Below are 13,359 nucleotides of genomic sequence, written 5' to 3'. Positions count from 1 at the left end.
TAATGATATTTGATAGATTTGCAAATCTAAAATATAAATATGGGAATAGACACTTTTGGTGCAGAGGATATTATATAGATACAGTTGGAAGAAATAAAAATGCGATAACAAAATATATACAAAATCAGTTACAAGAAGATCAGTTAGCAGAGCAAATAAGTATGAAAGAATATATCGACCCGTTTACGGGAGAGCAAGCAAAAGTAAGCAAATAAAATAGCCACCTTATAGGTGGCCGCTGAAAAAGTTTTGCGATTGGCGGTTTTTCAGAGCGCGAGTAGCGCCGCCAGTATCATGCCCTTATAGGGCTTAATCAAGCCTCCGGCTGAGCCGGTGGTACTTGACTTATGGATTTGTTATAATACTTATATATAAATAGGATAGGAAAGGAATAAAAGACTAATGACTAGAGGAAACGGATTTAATTGTGCTCATTGTCCAGAATACAAAAAAGGAACTTGCAATGGAGATAAGGACTGCATGTGTTACGAGTGTCCTAGAAATTTGGGACAGTGTTTATGCGTAAAGTATTGTAGAGAAACAGAATCTATTTTGACTATAGAAGAAGAGTTATAAGGAGGACTTTTAATTATGGAAAAAAAGTTAGAACAAAAACTTGTAGAGTTTAAAGAATATATCAAAACCATGGAAATTACTAAACAGGCTATAGATTTAATTTATTGGGATAAGCTTGTATGTATGCCCAAGAAAGCTGTTGAGGGAAGAGCAGAAGTTATAGGATTTCTTTCAGAGCAATTATTTAATCAACAGACTTCTAAAGAGATGAGAGAGTTTCTAAAGTCTTTTAAAGAAAACTCAGCTGGGTTAAGCCAAGTTGATAAAGCAATGATAAAAAGATTATATAAAGAATATAATGAGACTAAAAAAATACCAGTAGAAAGGTATAAAGAATTTGTAATACTTACATCTAAATCGGAAGCTGCTTGGGAAGAAGCTAAGGACAAAAATGATTTTAATATTTTTAAACCTTATTTATCAAAGGTTGTAAACTTTCAAAAAGAGTTTGTAGGCTATTGGGGATATAAAGATCATAAATATAATACCCTTTTAGATAAATATGAAGAAGGAATAACAGTTGAGGTTCTTGATAAGGTATTTGGAGATTTAAGAGATGCTTTAGTAGAGCTTCTTAATAAGATAAAGAAGAGTAAAATAACTATAAATGCTGATTTATTAAATTCAAGTTATGATAAAGAAAAACAAAAAGAATTAAGTTTATATGCACTTAAATTAATAGGCTTTGACATGGAAGCGGGTAGATTAGATGAAAGTACACATCCTTTTACTACTAACTTTACTAATAAAGATGTAAGACTAACTACTCACTATTATGAACATGATTTATTATCTGCTTTATTTTCTACTATACATGAAGGTGGACATGGGATATATGAGCAAAATATATCTGATGATTTACAAAACACTTGGTTGTCTACTGGAGCATCAATGGGTATCCATGAATCACAATCTAGATTTTATGAAAATATTATAGGAAGAAGTGAGGAGTTTTTAAGATACTTATATCCTAAGATTAAAGAGCTTTTCAAAAACTTTGATAAAATAGATTTCAATGAGTTTTATAAGGTAGTAAATAAGGTTGAACCATCTTTAATTAGAACAGAAGCAGATGAACTTACCTATTCTCTTCATGTAATAATTAGATATGAAATAGAAAAAGCTTTATTTAATGATGAAATAACAGTAGAAGAGTTACCAGAAGTGTGGAAGAAAAAATATAAAGAGTACTTAGGAGTTGAGCCTGATACAGATTCTTTAGGCGTACTTCAAGACATGCATTGGTCAGATGGATCTTTTGGATATTTCCCAAGTTATGCATTAGGTAATTTATATGGGGCTCAAATTTTTAATACCATGAAAAAGGATAGTCCTGATGTTTATGAATTAATAGCCAAAGGAGATATTATATCTATTACAAAATGGCTAAAAGATAATGTTCATAAATATGGTTCATTATATTCCCCTAAAGAGTTAATTCTTAAAGTCACAGGAGAAGAATTAAACTCTCAATATTTTATTGATTATTTAGAAGAGAAATATTCAAAGCTTTATGGTATTTAAGTAGAAATTTAGAGCAAAATAATATATATATCTATACATAAGAGGTGAATAATATGAATAGACCTTATTTATCAGTTATGAATGGTGAAGTATGTGAAGATTTTTGCTCTATGAATGAATTAAATAATTTAAGTATGAGGGAAATATATTCTAGTTGTAGCAACTGTATACAATATAAAAATGGTAATTGTATAAAAGGAAACTATGAATTTATTTTAGAAATTAGTAAAAATTGATATAAGTATTTATAATAAAAGCATCAATATTGTGGTGCTTTTATTTTTTTAGGTACTATTTTTGAAGTTATAAACATATATTAATTTCTTAAGGTTTACAATTATAAATTTATAAAATAATATAAATACTTAGGAATTAAGGTAAATTTAATAATAAAAACATTGTTTTGAGTATAAAAAAGTAGTAGAATTAACAAATAAAATGTTAAAATAACAATATGTCTAATTGATAATATTTTAACAACATTTTACGGTTAGAGAAAAATTTAAGGGGGCTTTTATTAATGGGAAGAGTATATAATTTTTCTGCTGGTCCAGCAGTATTACCTGAAGAGGTGCTTAAAGAAGCAGCTGAAGAAATGTTAGACTATAAAGGTACAGGAATGTCTGTCATGGAAATGAGCCATCGTTCCAAAGCTTTTGAAGGCATAATTGGGGATGCCGAAGCTTCGTTAAGAGAGCTTATGAATATACCTGATAATTATAAGGTTTTATTTCTTCAAGGTGGGGCATCTCAACAATTTGCTATGATTCCAATGAATTTAATGAAAAATAAAGTTGCTGACTATATAAATACTGGACAATGGTCTAAAAAGGCAATATCAGAAGCAAAGATTTATGGAAAGGTTAATGTTTTAGCTTCTTCAGAGGATAAAACTTTTTCTTATATACCAGATTTAAAAGATATAAAAATATCAGAAGATGCTGATTACGTATATATATGTCATAACAACACGATATATGGAACCAAGTTTAATGAGCTTCCTGAAACAGGGGACAAGATATTAATTGCAGATATGTCATCAGATATATTATCTGAACCAGTAGATGTTTCTAAATACGGATTAATATTTGCGGGAGCTCAAAAAAATATTGGACCTGCAGGAGTTGTAGTTGTTATTATTCGTGAAGATTTGATAACTGAAGATGTATTACCAGGAACTCCTACAATGCTTAAGTATAAAACACATGTAGACAACTCTTCATTATATAACACACCACCGGCTTATGGAATATACGTATGTGGTAAGGTGTTTAAATGGATTCAAAATAAAGGTGGCTTAGAGGCTATGAAGAAATTTAATGAAGAAAAAGCTGCCATATTATATGATTACCTAGATTCAAGTAAGATGTTTAGAGGAACTGTTGTTAAAAAAGATCGTTCTTTAATGAATGTTCCTTTTGTAACTGACTCTGAAGAATTAAATGCTAAATTTATAAAAGAAGCTAAGGAGCTGGGCTTTGAAAATCTAAAAGGCCATAGAAGTGTTGGCGGAATGAGGGCTAGTATATATAATGCTATGCCAATAGAAGGAGTTAAAACCTTAGTAGAATTTATGAAAAAATTTGAAGCAGAAAATAGCTAAAGAGAATTGGGGAGTGAAAAAAATGTTTAAGATAAATTGTCTAAATCCTATAGCGGATATTGGATTAAAAATATTTGATGATAAATATACGCAAGTAGAAGCTTTTGGTGATGCTGAAGCTGTGTTAGTAAGAAGTGCAAGCGTCCATGATTTAGAACTATCAGATAGCTTAGAAGCTATAGCAAGAGCAGGGGCTGGAGTTAATAATATCCCACTTGAAAAATGTGCTGAAAAAGGTATAGTAGTATTTAATACTCCTGGTGCTAATGCTAATGGAGTAAAAGAAATAGTTATAGCTGGATTACTTTTATCTTCTCGTGACATAGTTGGAGGAGTGAATTGGGTAGAATCAGTAAAAGAAGATCAAGATGTAGCAAAACTTGTAGAAAAAAATAAATCTAAATTTTCTGGAATAGAAATTGAAGGTAAAAAACTAGGAGTAATAGGGCTTGGGGCTATTGGAGTTTTAGTAGCTAATGCAGCCAATAGATTAGGTATGGAAGTGTATGGTTATGATCCTTTTATATCAGTTGATGCTGCATGGAACCTTTCTAGAGATATAAGACATAGTAAGTCTTTAGAAGAAATATTCAGAGAATGTGATTTTATAACAGTTCACGTTCCAGCATTAGATTCTACAAAAGGTATGTTTAATAAAGACTCTTTTTCAATAATGAAAGATGGAGTTAAGATATTAAATTTCTCAAGAGATACTTTAGTAAATGATGATGATATGTTAGAAGCATTAAACTCAGGAAAGGTTTATAGATACGTAACAGACTTTCCAAATCCAAAGATTGCAGGAGCAAAGGGAGTTATAGCAATTCCTCATTTGGGAGCATCAACAAATGAATCAGAGGACAACTGTGCAGTTATGGCAGTAAAACAACTAAGAGATTACCTGGAAAATGGTAATATAAAAAATTCTGTTAATTACCCTAATTGTGATATGGGAGTTTGTACTCAGGTTGGACGTATAGCAATAAACCATAAAAATATTCCTAATATGCTAAGTCAATTTACTTCCGTTTTAGCTAATGAAAATATAAATATATCAGACATGATTAATAAGAGTAGAGGTCAATGGGCGTATACTATGTTAGATATAGAAGCACCAGCTACAACGGAATTTGTAGAGAAAATTAAGGAAATTGATGGAGTAGTAAAAGTAAGAATTATTAAATAATTAAGGTTAAGGGGACAAGTTAAGTTGCCCCCTTAAATTATATATTAGATAAGGAGAGATATTATGGCTACTATAAAACCTTTTAAATGTATAAGACCAGAGAAAAACGTGGTAAGTAAGGTGGCTGCACTTCCTTACGATGTTTATAATAGAGACGAGGCGCTAGAAGAAGTATTAAAAGAACCATTATCATTTTTAAAAATAGATAGAGCTGAAACTCAGTTTGATAAAGATTTTAATCCTTATGATAAACAAGTATATGAAAAAGCAAGAGATATACTTCAAGAAATGCTTCAAGATGGAACTTTATTAAATGATAATGAAGAAGGATATTATATATATGAGCTTACTATGAATGGACGTTCTCAAACAGGAGTAGTAGGTTGTGCATCTATTGATGATTATTTAAATGATGTTATAAAAAAACATGAGAAAACTAGAGAAGATAAAGAAATAGATAGAATAAATCATGTTGATATATGTAATGCTCAAACTGGTCCTATATTTTTAGCTTATAGATCACAAGAAATAATTAATGAGGTCGTTAATAAGATTAAAACTGAAGAGGTCTTATATAATTTTATAGCACAAGATGGAGTTAAGCATGTAGTTTGGAAGGTAAGTGAGGAAGCTGATGTAAAAGTCATAGCAGAAGCATTTAAAAATATAGATAATATATATATAGCAGATGGACATCATAGAACAGCATCAGCAGTAAAGGTAGGTCTAAAAAGAAGAGAAGAGAATCCAGGTTATACTGGAGATGAGGAATTTAACTTCTTTCTTTCAGTATTATTCCCACATGATCAACTTATGATACTAGATTACAATCGTGTAGTAAAAGACTTAAATGGATATTCCAAGGAAGATTTTTTGTACGAAGTATCGAGGAATTTCAAGGTTGAAGAAGTTGGGTCAGAAGCTTACAAACCTGAAGAAAAAGCAACCTTCGGAATGTATTTAGAAAATACATGGTATAAGTTAACCTTAGATGAAGAATTATTTTCAGATGATCCAGTACAAGGATTAGATGTTGCAATATTAGAAAATAATTTATTAAGCCCTATACTTAATATAAAAGATATAAGAACAGACAAAAGAATAGATTTTGTTGGTGGGATAAGAGGGCTAAAAGAATTAGAGAAAAGAGTAGATAGCGGAGAAATGAAAGTAGCATTTTCTATGCATCCTACATCAATAACAGAATTATTTGATGTATCTGATGCAAATGAATTGATGCCACCAAAATCAACTTGGTTTGAACCAAAACTTAGAAGTGGAATATTCATACATGAACTATAATATGTACATCTATAGAAAAATAGCAACTAATAAATATATATAAATTACGCAATAAAAATTGTAAGAAAAAAAGATAGCATGAAATCAAGAAAAAACATAACAGTTAAGTTAGCTGATAGTCTTGATTTCATGCTTTTTTGTAGAATTTTAATTGTATATTTATACGGGGTAAGTTAGTGTTTTATTGACTGGTATTTACAAAGTTGTCTCGCAAATTTCTTTGATTTTTTTATTCATCAACTCAAATCCGGCTTTTGTATCATCAAGAGAGTTCTTTAAAAGAGGTACTAATATACCACCAAACTTTTCACGTTGAATAAATGTTGTGGTGCCATCACTGTTAGGTTTTAATTCAAATATATGTTCACCGTCAAATAAACCTGATATTAAAGTATGACCTAACCATCGAAGTTCTTTATTGGGTATAAATTTTAGTATAGTAGGTTTAAAAACCATACCTTTAGAGTTAGGGGGTACTAATTTTACCTCTATTCTATTGCCTTCTTTTGGAGTTCCTCTAAAATATTTAATAAATGGATTCCAATTAGGATAAGAATCAAAATCTGTTAATGTGCTCCATACTTTGTCTACAGTTGAATTTATTATTATTTCAGTTTTAATTTCCTTCATAACCTTCATCTCCTTGTTATATTAATTAACGCTTAGACCTTTTAAAATAAAATTAACCAGTTCATTTATAGTAGTATCAATATTTAAATGGTTTGTATTAGAATTAGTTGACTCAATAAAATACTGGTTTTGACGAGGGAAAATTGCAACAGACATGGTGAAGGACAATGCATTATCAATATTCTCAAATTTAAATAATTCGTTTGATTTACCTTCAAGCAATAAAAGTTTCATACGATTCCAAATAGGAGTTAGTGAGTCTTTAATTTTATCGCACCGACTGCTATTTAAAATAATTTCATGGTGAAGTATTTTAACTAATTGAGGATCTTCAAATCTAAGGCTTATTATATACTTTATTATTGATTTAAATTCATCAAGAATAGCAGAAGGCGTTATGTTAGTTTCGGTATGATATGTATCTTCCATAAAATGATCAAACATAGAGAAAAATAGATTTTCCTTACCACCGAAATGATAGGCTATTAAAGATATATTTACTCCAGCAGAATTAACAATTTCTCTTGTAGATGTGCCATCAAAACCTTTTTTTGCAAATAATTCTTTAGCAGCTGCTAATATTTTGTTTTTAGTTTCAGTATTATCCATAAAAGTCACCTCGGTTAAATAGTTAGTATTATTTTATTTACATCACTACATTTTATCAAATAGATTTCAATTATAAAGTCATTTACTCAGCTGAATTCATTAAATATTCATATTAATCAGTTATAACTCTAGTTATCTAAAGAATAATTTAATCAATCGATTGATTAAATTATATGCGTGAAAAAAATGTTTGTCAATATATTATGACATTATTAATTATCCTTACTTTTATTAAATATATGACAAAAGTTGTGGATAAACTCATTTAATTATGGATTATCAACAAATACTGTTAATAATGCTGTGGATAATATGTTAATATCTATTGTAAAATATGACAATATTTGTTATACTATCTTTAGAAATATGTAATATTATAGTAAACAATGTGTTAATGATAAAATTTGATAGTATGAATTGGGGTATAGGGTAGAAGATAGTAAATAATATTTAATAAGGGGTATTTATGAGTATATTGAGTCTAAAGTATGAAAAAAATTACGAAAGATTGTATAAAAATATAGTTATTAGATTAGTTGGGACGTTTTTAGTAGCTGTAAGTGCATCTTTATTAATATGGATGGTATTTTGGAGCATAAATAGCCAACTAACAAATATTATTTTGGGGCTAATTAACATTTTTATTTTATTAGCTATATTTTTAATTGTTTTTAGTACACATTCTGATAAAAAAAGCCTTAATATTTTGTGTCCTGGCTTTCTTATAGTATCAATAGTGGATTTTATACATTTTTATAATTACAGTCACTTATTACAAGATATTGAGATTAATGGGGTAAATATATCTTTAAAATACTGGATGGTAGCAAGGGTTTTGGAGATTATAGTTTTATTTATACACTTATGTGGAGCTAAGAAATTAGCGAGTTATAGAAACACTATTATATTATGTTTTGGAATGATTAGTGTTAATTTGATTTTAATTCTTCACATACAAGTTTTACAATTTTTAAATGTGTATGATAAGTACACTTTAAACACTATAAAGATTATATTAAGTTCGGTTAGTTTAGGTATAGCCATATATATGATTAATAAAATCAAAGATAGCTTTACGAGGAATGTAATTTTAGAATCTAGGTACCTTTATTTAAGTATATTTTTTGTTATTTCAGCTGAAATTTCTTCTGTTTTTTTAGAAGGAGTTAGTTCTTTTTGGGTAATCCTTGTTACTATCCTTAGAACTTGTAGTTATTTATATCTTTATAAAGGGGTTTTTGAAGATTTAATTGGTAGGAATAATCAATCTATAAATAAAGAGATGAAAACATATAGAAAAAATCATCATGTATTGTTGAATAGTAGCATAAAAAAAGAACCAATTGTTAAAAGTCTTAGTTTAAATGTGGAAGAAATATTAAATGCTGTATCAGTACCAACAATAATTGTAGATTATAAAGGTAAAATTGTTGTATGTAGTGAATCATATGCAAACTTAGTGGATATGGAATATAGTGATATAATAAATACAAATATAAATGAAATTATTAAGATTATAAAGTTAACTGATAAAAATATCCCGAAAAAATTTGATTTCGATAATTATAAGAATAAAATAGATGATTGGCAAATCAAAACTCCAAAAGGAAATAAAAAATATGTACAAGTTACCTTTTCAATTATTACAGACAATTATAATGATAAAATCGGTGTAGTTTGTGTAATGCATGATATTACAAGGATAAAAGAGGAGCAAAAGAAGTTAATAAATCAAGAGAAGCTAGCTTTAATGGGACAAATGGGAGCTACAATTGTTCATGAAACCCGAAATTTTTTAACTACTATAAAGGGAAATAGTCAGCTAATAGAGTTATATTGTAATAATGAGAAGATTAAAAAATATGCTCAGAAAATTAATTGTGATACAAATGAAGTAAATAGAATAATTACTGATTTCTTGAATTTATCAAAGCCTAGAGAAACCGAGTTAGTTGAAGTATCATTTAGTGATTTAGTACTTTCAATGAGGAATACTATTGAAACATCTTCATTAATGAATAATTCACAATTAGTTTTAGATATAGACTATGATGAAAGATATATACTATGTGATGAGACACAGATTAAGCAGGTTATACTTAATATATGTAAAAATGCTGTAGAATCTATGGATAAGGTGTTGAATCCTACATTAAAGATAAGTACAGGATTAGACGAAGAATGCAAAGAAGTTTTTATAAATATATCTGATAATGGGACTGGAATAGATGAAGAAACTATAAAGAAAATAGGCACACCATTTTTTACAACTAAAAAGACAGGCACAGGGCTAGGACTTAATGCATGTTATCAAATAATAAAAGAACACGAGGGAAGAATAGAAATACAAAGCAAACTAGGGGTAGGAACTACCTTCAAAATTGTTATGCCATATATAGATGAAGATATAGAAGATGAAATTATATAGTTTTAAATATAAGTGTAAATGATAACATTACTAGCTGAGGTGCCCATGGGCACCTCGTTATTTTATATAAACATATCCATCCTGTGGTGCAGGGATTTCTTCAAGCTTATCTATAACAACGACAGGAGTGGTAGTTAGTTGATTATCAAAGGAATAGGTTTTAGAAGAAATTTTACCTTGAACTTTAATCCAAGTACCTTCACTTAACTGAGAAGAATCATGAGGAAGCCTTCCTATTGGACCTATAAGTTGAGAATCTGCTACACAGCAGCTCATAAATAATCTACCTATTACAAATTCATTTTTGTCTAAGCCTTCATCTTTGTGCACAAACCCACTTAGGGTTACAATTCTTCCGTTATATGAATCTGTGTGCTCAAAAATATCCGATAGTACAGAAACAAAATTATCTTGAGTTATGTCTAATGGAAGCTTCAGCTGCCTTTCTTCTTTAGTTAACTCGCCAGATACATTTGCAATTTTATTAATAGCTTTTACACCTTTATTATCTACTATAGTTGCATCTATTCCAGCTTTTGCAGCACCTTTTCCTATAAGGATCATAAATAAGAACAATAGGAAAACTTTGTTAATAGGCCTGTTGCTCATTGTAGAAAAACTTTTACTTAACTGATATATAGTTAACACAGCTAAAGCAATTTGAAATATATTAACAAATAAAATTATTTTAGGACTTATAAAGAGCTTAATTTTACCTGTAGATGTTAAATCATATAAAAATAATGATAACAAAAGAAAAGTTATAAATTTTATAAACTCATTTATATTGAATCTTCTCATTTAAAAAACCTCACAATTTCTATTATATTTATAGAAGAACCTATCAAATAGCAGATTACGCATATTGAGACTAACAGTAATAAAATATATCTCTTTTTAAATGCACCAATAAGCATTAACGTATTTTTTATATCTAGCATAGGGCCAAAAATAAGGAACGCTATTATAGAACCATTTGTAAACTGTCCAACAAATGTTGAGGCTATAAAAGCATCAGCTTCAGAACAGATAGACAGTAAAAATGCTAAGGACATCATAGCAACTACAGACAAGAGCGAATTATTTCCTAGGTAATTCAAACTATCTCTTGAAACCAAAACCTGAAATATAGCTGAAAGCATCGCCCCGAATATAACATATTTACTCACATCTAAGAATTCTGATCCTACGGTATCAAATAGAGTAGAGATTTTTGATTTTTTTTCTGAGTAATTATGTGAAGTCCCACATAGACATAAATCATCATCAAAGTCATAATCTGTTGATTTTAAAACCTCATCTTTATTTTTATCAAGAGTACTAATTATAAAACCTATTATTATAGCGGCAATAATTCCACCTAAAACTCTTAGAAAAAGGAATTGAATATTATTACTAAATGCATAGTAGGTTGATAGAATAACAACAGGATTAATAATAGGTGTAGCTAACATAAAGGTAGTTGCAACCCCAACAGGAACCCCTTTTTTTATTAATCTTTTTGCTATTGGTATTATTGCGCATTCACATATAGGAAGAAAAATACCAACTACTGATGCAGTCATTAAAGCTAATAATTTGTTTTTAGGTAGTATCTTGGCTAGGGTTTCTTCAGATACAAATAGTTGAATTAATGAAGATATTAAAGACCCAATGAAAATAAAAGGGAGTGCCTCTAAAATAATACTTGTAAATATAACCGAAAAATTGTTTAAAGTTCTCATATTAATAACTATTTTAAACTTTATAGATAAAAGAATTATAAGTGCTATTATAGGGACTATAGCAAGCTTTGATAAAATACTTATAATGTTTTTAGAATTAGTACTTCTATACTGCAAGACATCATCTCCTCAGAATTAATTTAGAAATAAAATTTTTAGTTAATATTCTAGTGGCTTTAAAGAAACCTCTATCCATAAATCCTGTTTCATCTAATAAGTTATCTAGTTTAGAAATATCATCAATATTTAAGAAGAAAGAATCTTTGTTTATAGAACGTATTTCTTTAGTTATAGTAGATAAATTTTTTTCGGGAATCTTATTAGAGTTATTAAAAATTATAAGATTGCTATGATATAGGTTAGGCATAATTAAAGTTGGCATATTATTTAAAAACATATCATAAGTCAAACAATCTGTAATAAAAAATGTAGAGGTAACCTTAGCTATCTTTTTTATGCTTTTTGAATATAAAACATCTAATAAATCTGAAAGATTTTTAGTTCCGTTATATTCTATAATAACTCTATGCGGTTTATATTTTTTTAGAATATTTTCTAAATGAAAAGAATCTAGGGGAGATCCACCAGGAATCACCTCTAGATTTATATTATTATCATTTGTAATTACATCAAGAATTTTCTGATTACCTTGTTCATATTGAATTATAAGTAAGTTTTCTATATTTAAATAGGTATTTTTTATAAGAGAATTAATAAATGTGGTTTTCCCAGCACCTATAAATCCAGTAATTATCTCTATATCCGCCTTAGTATTCATAAGATAAGTCCTTTCTAAATCTTAAATATTAACGAAATAACTTTTCTATATTATCTTTACTCAAGTTTTCGCCTATAACACAAATTCTTCCGCTATAGTCTGGCAAGGATTTTCTAATTTCAAATTCATTTGGTACATAATCGAACTCCACCCATTCTCCATTAGTACACTCAACAATACCTTTTGCACGTAGCACAAGACCATACATAGAGTTATTTAGCTTCTCTAAATTATTTTTCAATTGACTTTTAGTAAGTATTTTTGGAGTTTCGATACCTATGGTTTTGAAGGTAGTCTTAGTGGTATTTACTGTGGAAGTTCTTACTGACACCTTGCTAGGTACTTTATTTAGTAAATTGATTTTATTAAAAATGGTGTTTTCTGAATTACCTTCAGCAGTTTCTAATATATTTTTAGCTTTAATGTTATTCCAAGGGGTAGTTATTATGCTTGCTGAATTGTTTAATGCTTTTATCTTGCTTACAACATCAACAACAGTTTCATTAGAAACATTTTGAGTTCTGCTTAATATAATAGTTTTGGCTTTTCTTATTTGATCTTTATAAAACTCATCAAAATTAGTAACATACATATCGTATTTAGTTATATCTATAACCGTCATTATTATATTGAGTGAAAGCTTTTCCTTAAAATCTGACTCTTTAAAAACAGAAAGAACTTCAGATAATTTAGCAACCCCAGAAGGTTCAATAATTATTCTTTCAGGGTGATATTTATCTATTACTTCATTAATACCTGCTTTAAAATCTCCGTAAACGCTGCAACAAATACAACCAGCATTTATCTCTTTAACATCTATAGAGGAATTTCTTAAAAATCCTCCATCTATGCCTATCTCTCCAAACTCATTTTCAATTATAGCTATTTTTTCATTCTTTAAATTTTCTTCTATTAATTTTTTAATTAACAGTGTTTTACCAGCACCTAAAAATCCTGAAAATACATCAACTTTAATTTTCATAAAACCATCCTTATTAT

Annotated in this window: 14 protein-coding genes; 8 read left to right on the top strand and 6 right to left on the bottom strand. The window is 28.7% G+C overall.

The genetic code is table 11. The features are described from left to right. From BUA92_RS21950 to BUA92_RS21925, 7 genes are all read left to right on the top strand, one after another. The coding region (locus BUA92_RS21950; RefSeq protein WP_175550868.1) for a transposase at positions 1-215 on the top strand (215 nt) is incomplete at its 5' end. 187 nt (positions 216-402) lie between these two features. Further along, positions 403-576 (top strand): hypothetical protein, encoded by a 174-nt coding sequence (locus BUA92_RS23430; RefSeq protein ID WP_175550942.1) that lies wholly within the window; start codon positions 403-405, stop codon positions 574-576. Between the two features lie 15 nt (positions 577-591). Then, entirely contained in the window at positions 592-2,100 is a 1,509-nt protein-coding gene (locus tag BUA92_RS21945) for a carboxypeptidase M32 (RefSeq protein ID WP_073022774.1), read from the top strand. Between the two features lie 53 nt (positions 2,101-2,153). Next, positions 2,154-2,336 (top strand): hypothetical protein, encoded by a 183-nt coding sequence (locus BUA92_RS21940; protein WP_073022773.1) that lies wholly within the window; start codon positions 2,154-2,156, stop codon positions 2,334-2,336. Positions 2,337-2,620: 284 nt separating this feature from the next. After that, positions 2,621-3,703: a 3-phosphoserine/phosphohydroxythreonine transaminase gene (gene serC / locus BUA92_RS21935; RefSeq protein ID WP_073022772.1), complete on the top strand. Its 1,083-nt coding sequence runs from the start codon at positions 2,621-2,623 to the stop codon at positions 3,701-3,703. Positions 3,704-3,725: 22 nt separating this feature from the next. Next, positions 3,726-4,889, top strand: coding sequence for a phosphoglycerate dehydrogenase (locus BUA92_RS21930; protein WP_073022777.1), 1,164 nt, complete (start codon positions 3,726-3,728; stop codon positions 4,887-4,889). A gap of 63 nt (positions 4,890-4,952) precedes the next feature. After that, a complete protein-coding gene (locus BUA92_RS21925; protein ID WP_073022771.1) occupies positions 4,953-6,191 on the top strand; it encodes a DUF1015 domain-containing protein in 1,239 nt (412 codons plus the stop codon). A 195-nt stretch (positions 6,192-6,386) separates the two neighbouring features. On the opposite strand, the gene BUA92_RS21920 is transcribed toward BUA92_RS21925, so the two are convergent. Continuing rightward, positions 6,387-6,821, bottom strand: a complete 435-nt coding sequence (locus BUA92_RS21920; RefSeq protein ID WP_073022770.1) for an SRPBCC domain-containing protein — start codon at positions 6,819-6,821, stop codon at positions 6,387-6,389. A 21-nt stretch (positions 6,822-6,842) separates the two neighbouring features. Then, positions 6,843-7,430, bottom strand: coding sequence for a TetR family transcriptional regulator (locus BUA92_RS21915; protein ID WP_073022769.1), 588 nt, complete (start codon positions 7,428-7,430; stop codon positions 6,843-6,845). A gap of 466 nt (positions 7,431-7,896) precedes the next feature. Here BUA92_RS21915 and BUA92_RS21910 point away from each other — a divergent pair, with 466 nt between their 5' ends. Then, a complete protein-coding gene (locus BUA92_RS21910) occupies positions 7,897-9,858 on the top strand; it encodes an ATP-binding protein (protein WP_073022768.1) in 1,962 nt (653 codons plus the stop codon). A gap of 57 nt (positions 9,859-9,915) precedes the next feature. Here the strand turns inward: BUA92_RS21910 and BUA92_RS21905 are convergent, their stop codons facing one another. The 4 genes from BUA92_RS21905 to BUA92_RS21890 are packed head-to-tail and all read right to left on the bottom strand — an operon-like array spanning position 9,916 to position 13,342. Continuing rightward, the gene (locus BUA92_RS21905) at positions 9,916-10,659 is read right to left on the bottom strand and encodes a TIGR03943 family putative permease subunit (RefSeq protein WP_073022767.1); all 744 of its coding nucleotides are present in this window, start codon (positions 10,657-10,659) and stop codon (positions 9,916-9,918) included. Then, positions 10,656-11,699 (bottom strand): permease, encoded by a 1,044-nt coding sequence (locus tag BUA92_RS21900; protein WP_242950236.1) that lies wholly within the window; start codon positions 11,697-11,699, stop codon positions 10,656-10,658. The genes BUA92_RS21905 and BUA92_RS21900 overlap by 4 nt, the downstream gene beginning before the upstream one ends. 4 nt (positions 11,700-11,703) lie before the next feature. Then, positions 11,704-12,360 (bottom strand): GTP-binding protein, encoded by a 657-nt coding sequence (locus BUA92_RS21895; protein ID WP_073022766.1) that lies wholly within the window; start codon positions 12,358-12,360, stop codon positions 11,704-11,706. A gap of 28 nt (positions 12,361-12,388) precedes the next feature. Further along, complete coding sequence (locus tag BUA92_RS21890) at positions 12,389-13,342, bottom strand: CobW family GTP-binding protein (protein ID WP_073022765.1); 954 nt, start codon at positions 13,340-13,342, stop codon at positions 12,389-12,391. Positions 13,343-13,359 lie beyond the last annotated feature (17 nt).

Origin of the sequence: Clostridium intestinale DSM 6191 (assembly GCF_900130055.1) — a bacterium.
Classification (GTDB): Bacteria; Bacillota; Clostridia; order Clostridiales; family Clostridiaceae; genus Clostridium_T; species Clostridium_T intestinale.
This window is presented reverse-complemented; position numbering and strand designations above follow the sequence as displayed.

Excerpts from the sequence above, each read along its gene's own strand:
- BUA92_RS23430 (WP_175550942.1), top strand. The coding sequence starts at position 403 with ATGACTAGAGGAAACGGATTTAATTGTGCTCATTGTCCAGAATACAAA.
- BUA92_RS21945 (WP_073022774.1), top strand. The coding sequence starts at position 592 with ATGGAAAAAAAGTTAGAACAAAAACTTGTAGAGTTTAAAGAATATATC.
- BUA92_RS21940 (WP_073022773.1), top strand. The coding sequence starts at position 2,154 with ATGAATAGACCTTATTTATCAGTTATGAATGGTGAAGTATGTGAAGAT.
- serC (WP_073022772.1), top strand. The coding sequence starts at position 2,621 with ATGGGAAGAGTATATAATTTTTCTGCTGGTCCAGCAGTATTACCTGAA.
- BUA92_RS21930 (WP_073022777.1), top strand. The coding sequence starts at position 3,726 with ATGTTTAAGATAAATTGTCTAAATCCTATAGCGGATATTGGATTAAAA.
- BUA92_RS21925 (WP_073022771.1), top strand. The coding sequence starts at position 4,953 with ATGGCTACTATAAAACCTTTTAAATGTATAAGACCAGAGAAAAACGTG.
- BUA92_RS21920 (WP_073022770.1), bottom strand. The coding sequence starts at position 6,821 with ATGAAGGAAATTAAAACTGAAATAATAATAAATTCAACTGTAGACAAA.
- BUA92_RS21915 (WP_073022769.1), bottom strand. The coding sequence starts at position 7,430 with ATGGATAATACTGAAACTAAAAACAAAATATTAGCAGCTGCTAAAGAA.
- BUA92_RS21910 (WP_073022768.1), top strand. The coding sequence starts at position 7,897 with ATGAGTATATTGAGTCTAAAGTATGAAAAAAATTACGAAAGATTGTAT.
- BUA92_RS21905 (WP_073022767.1), bottom strand. The coding sequence starts at position 10,659 with ATGAGAAGATTCAATATAAATGAGTTTATAAAATTTATAACTTTTCTT.
- BUA92_RS21895 (WP_073022766.1), bottom strand. The coding sequence starts at position 12,360 with ATGAATACTAAGGCGGATATAGAGATAATTACTGGATTTATAGGTGCT.
- BUA92_RS21890 (WP_073022765.1), bottom strand. The coding sequence starts at position 13,342 with ATGAAAATTAAAGTTGATGTATTTTCAGGATTTTTAGGTGCTGGTAAA.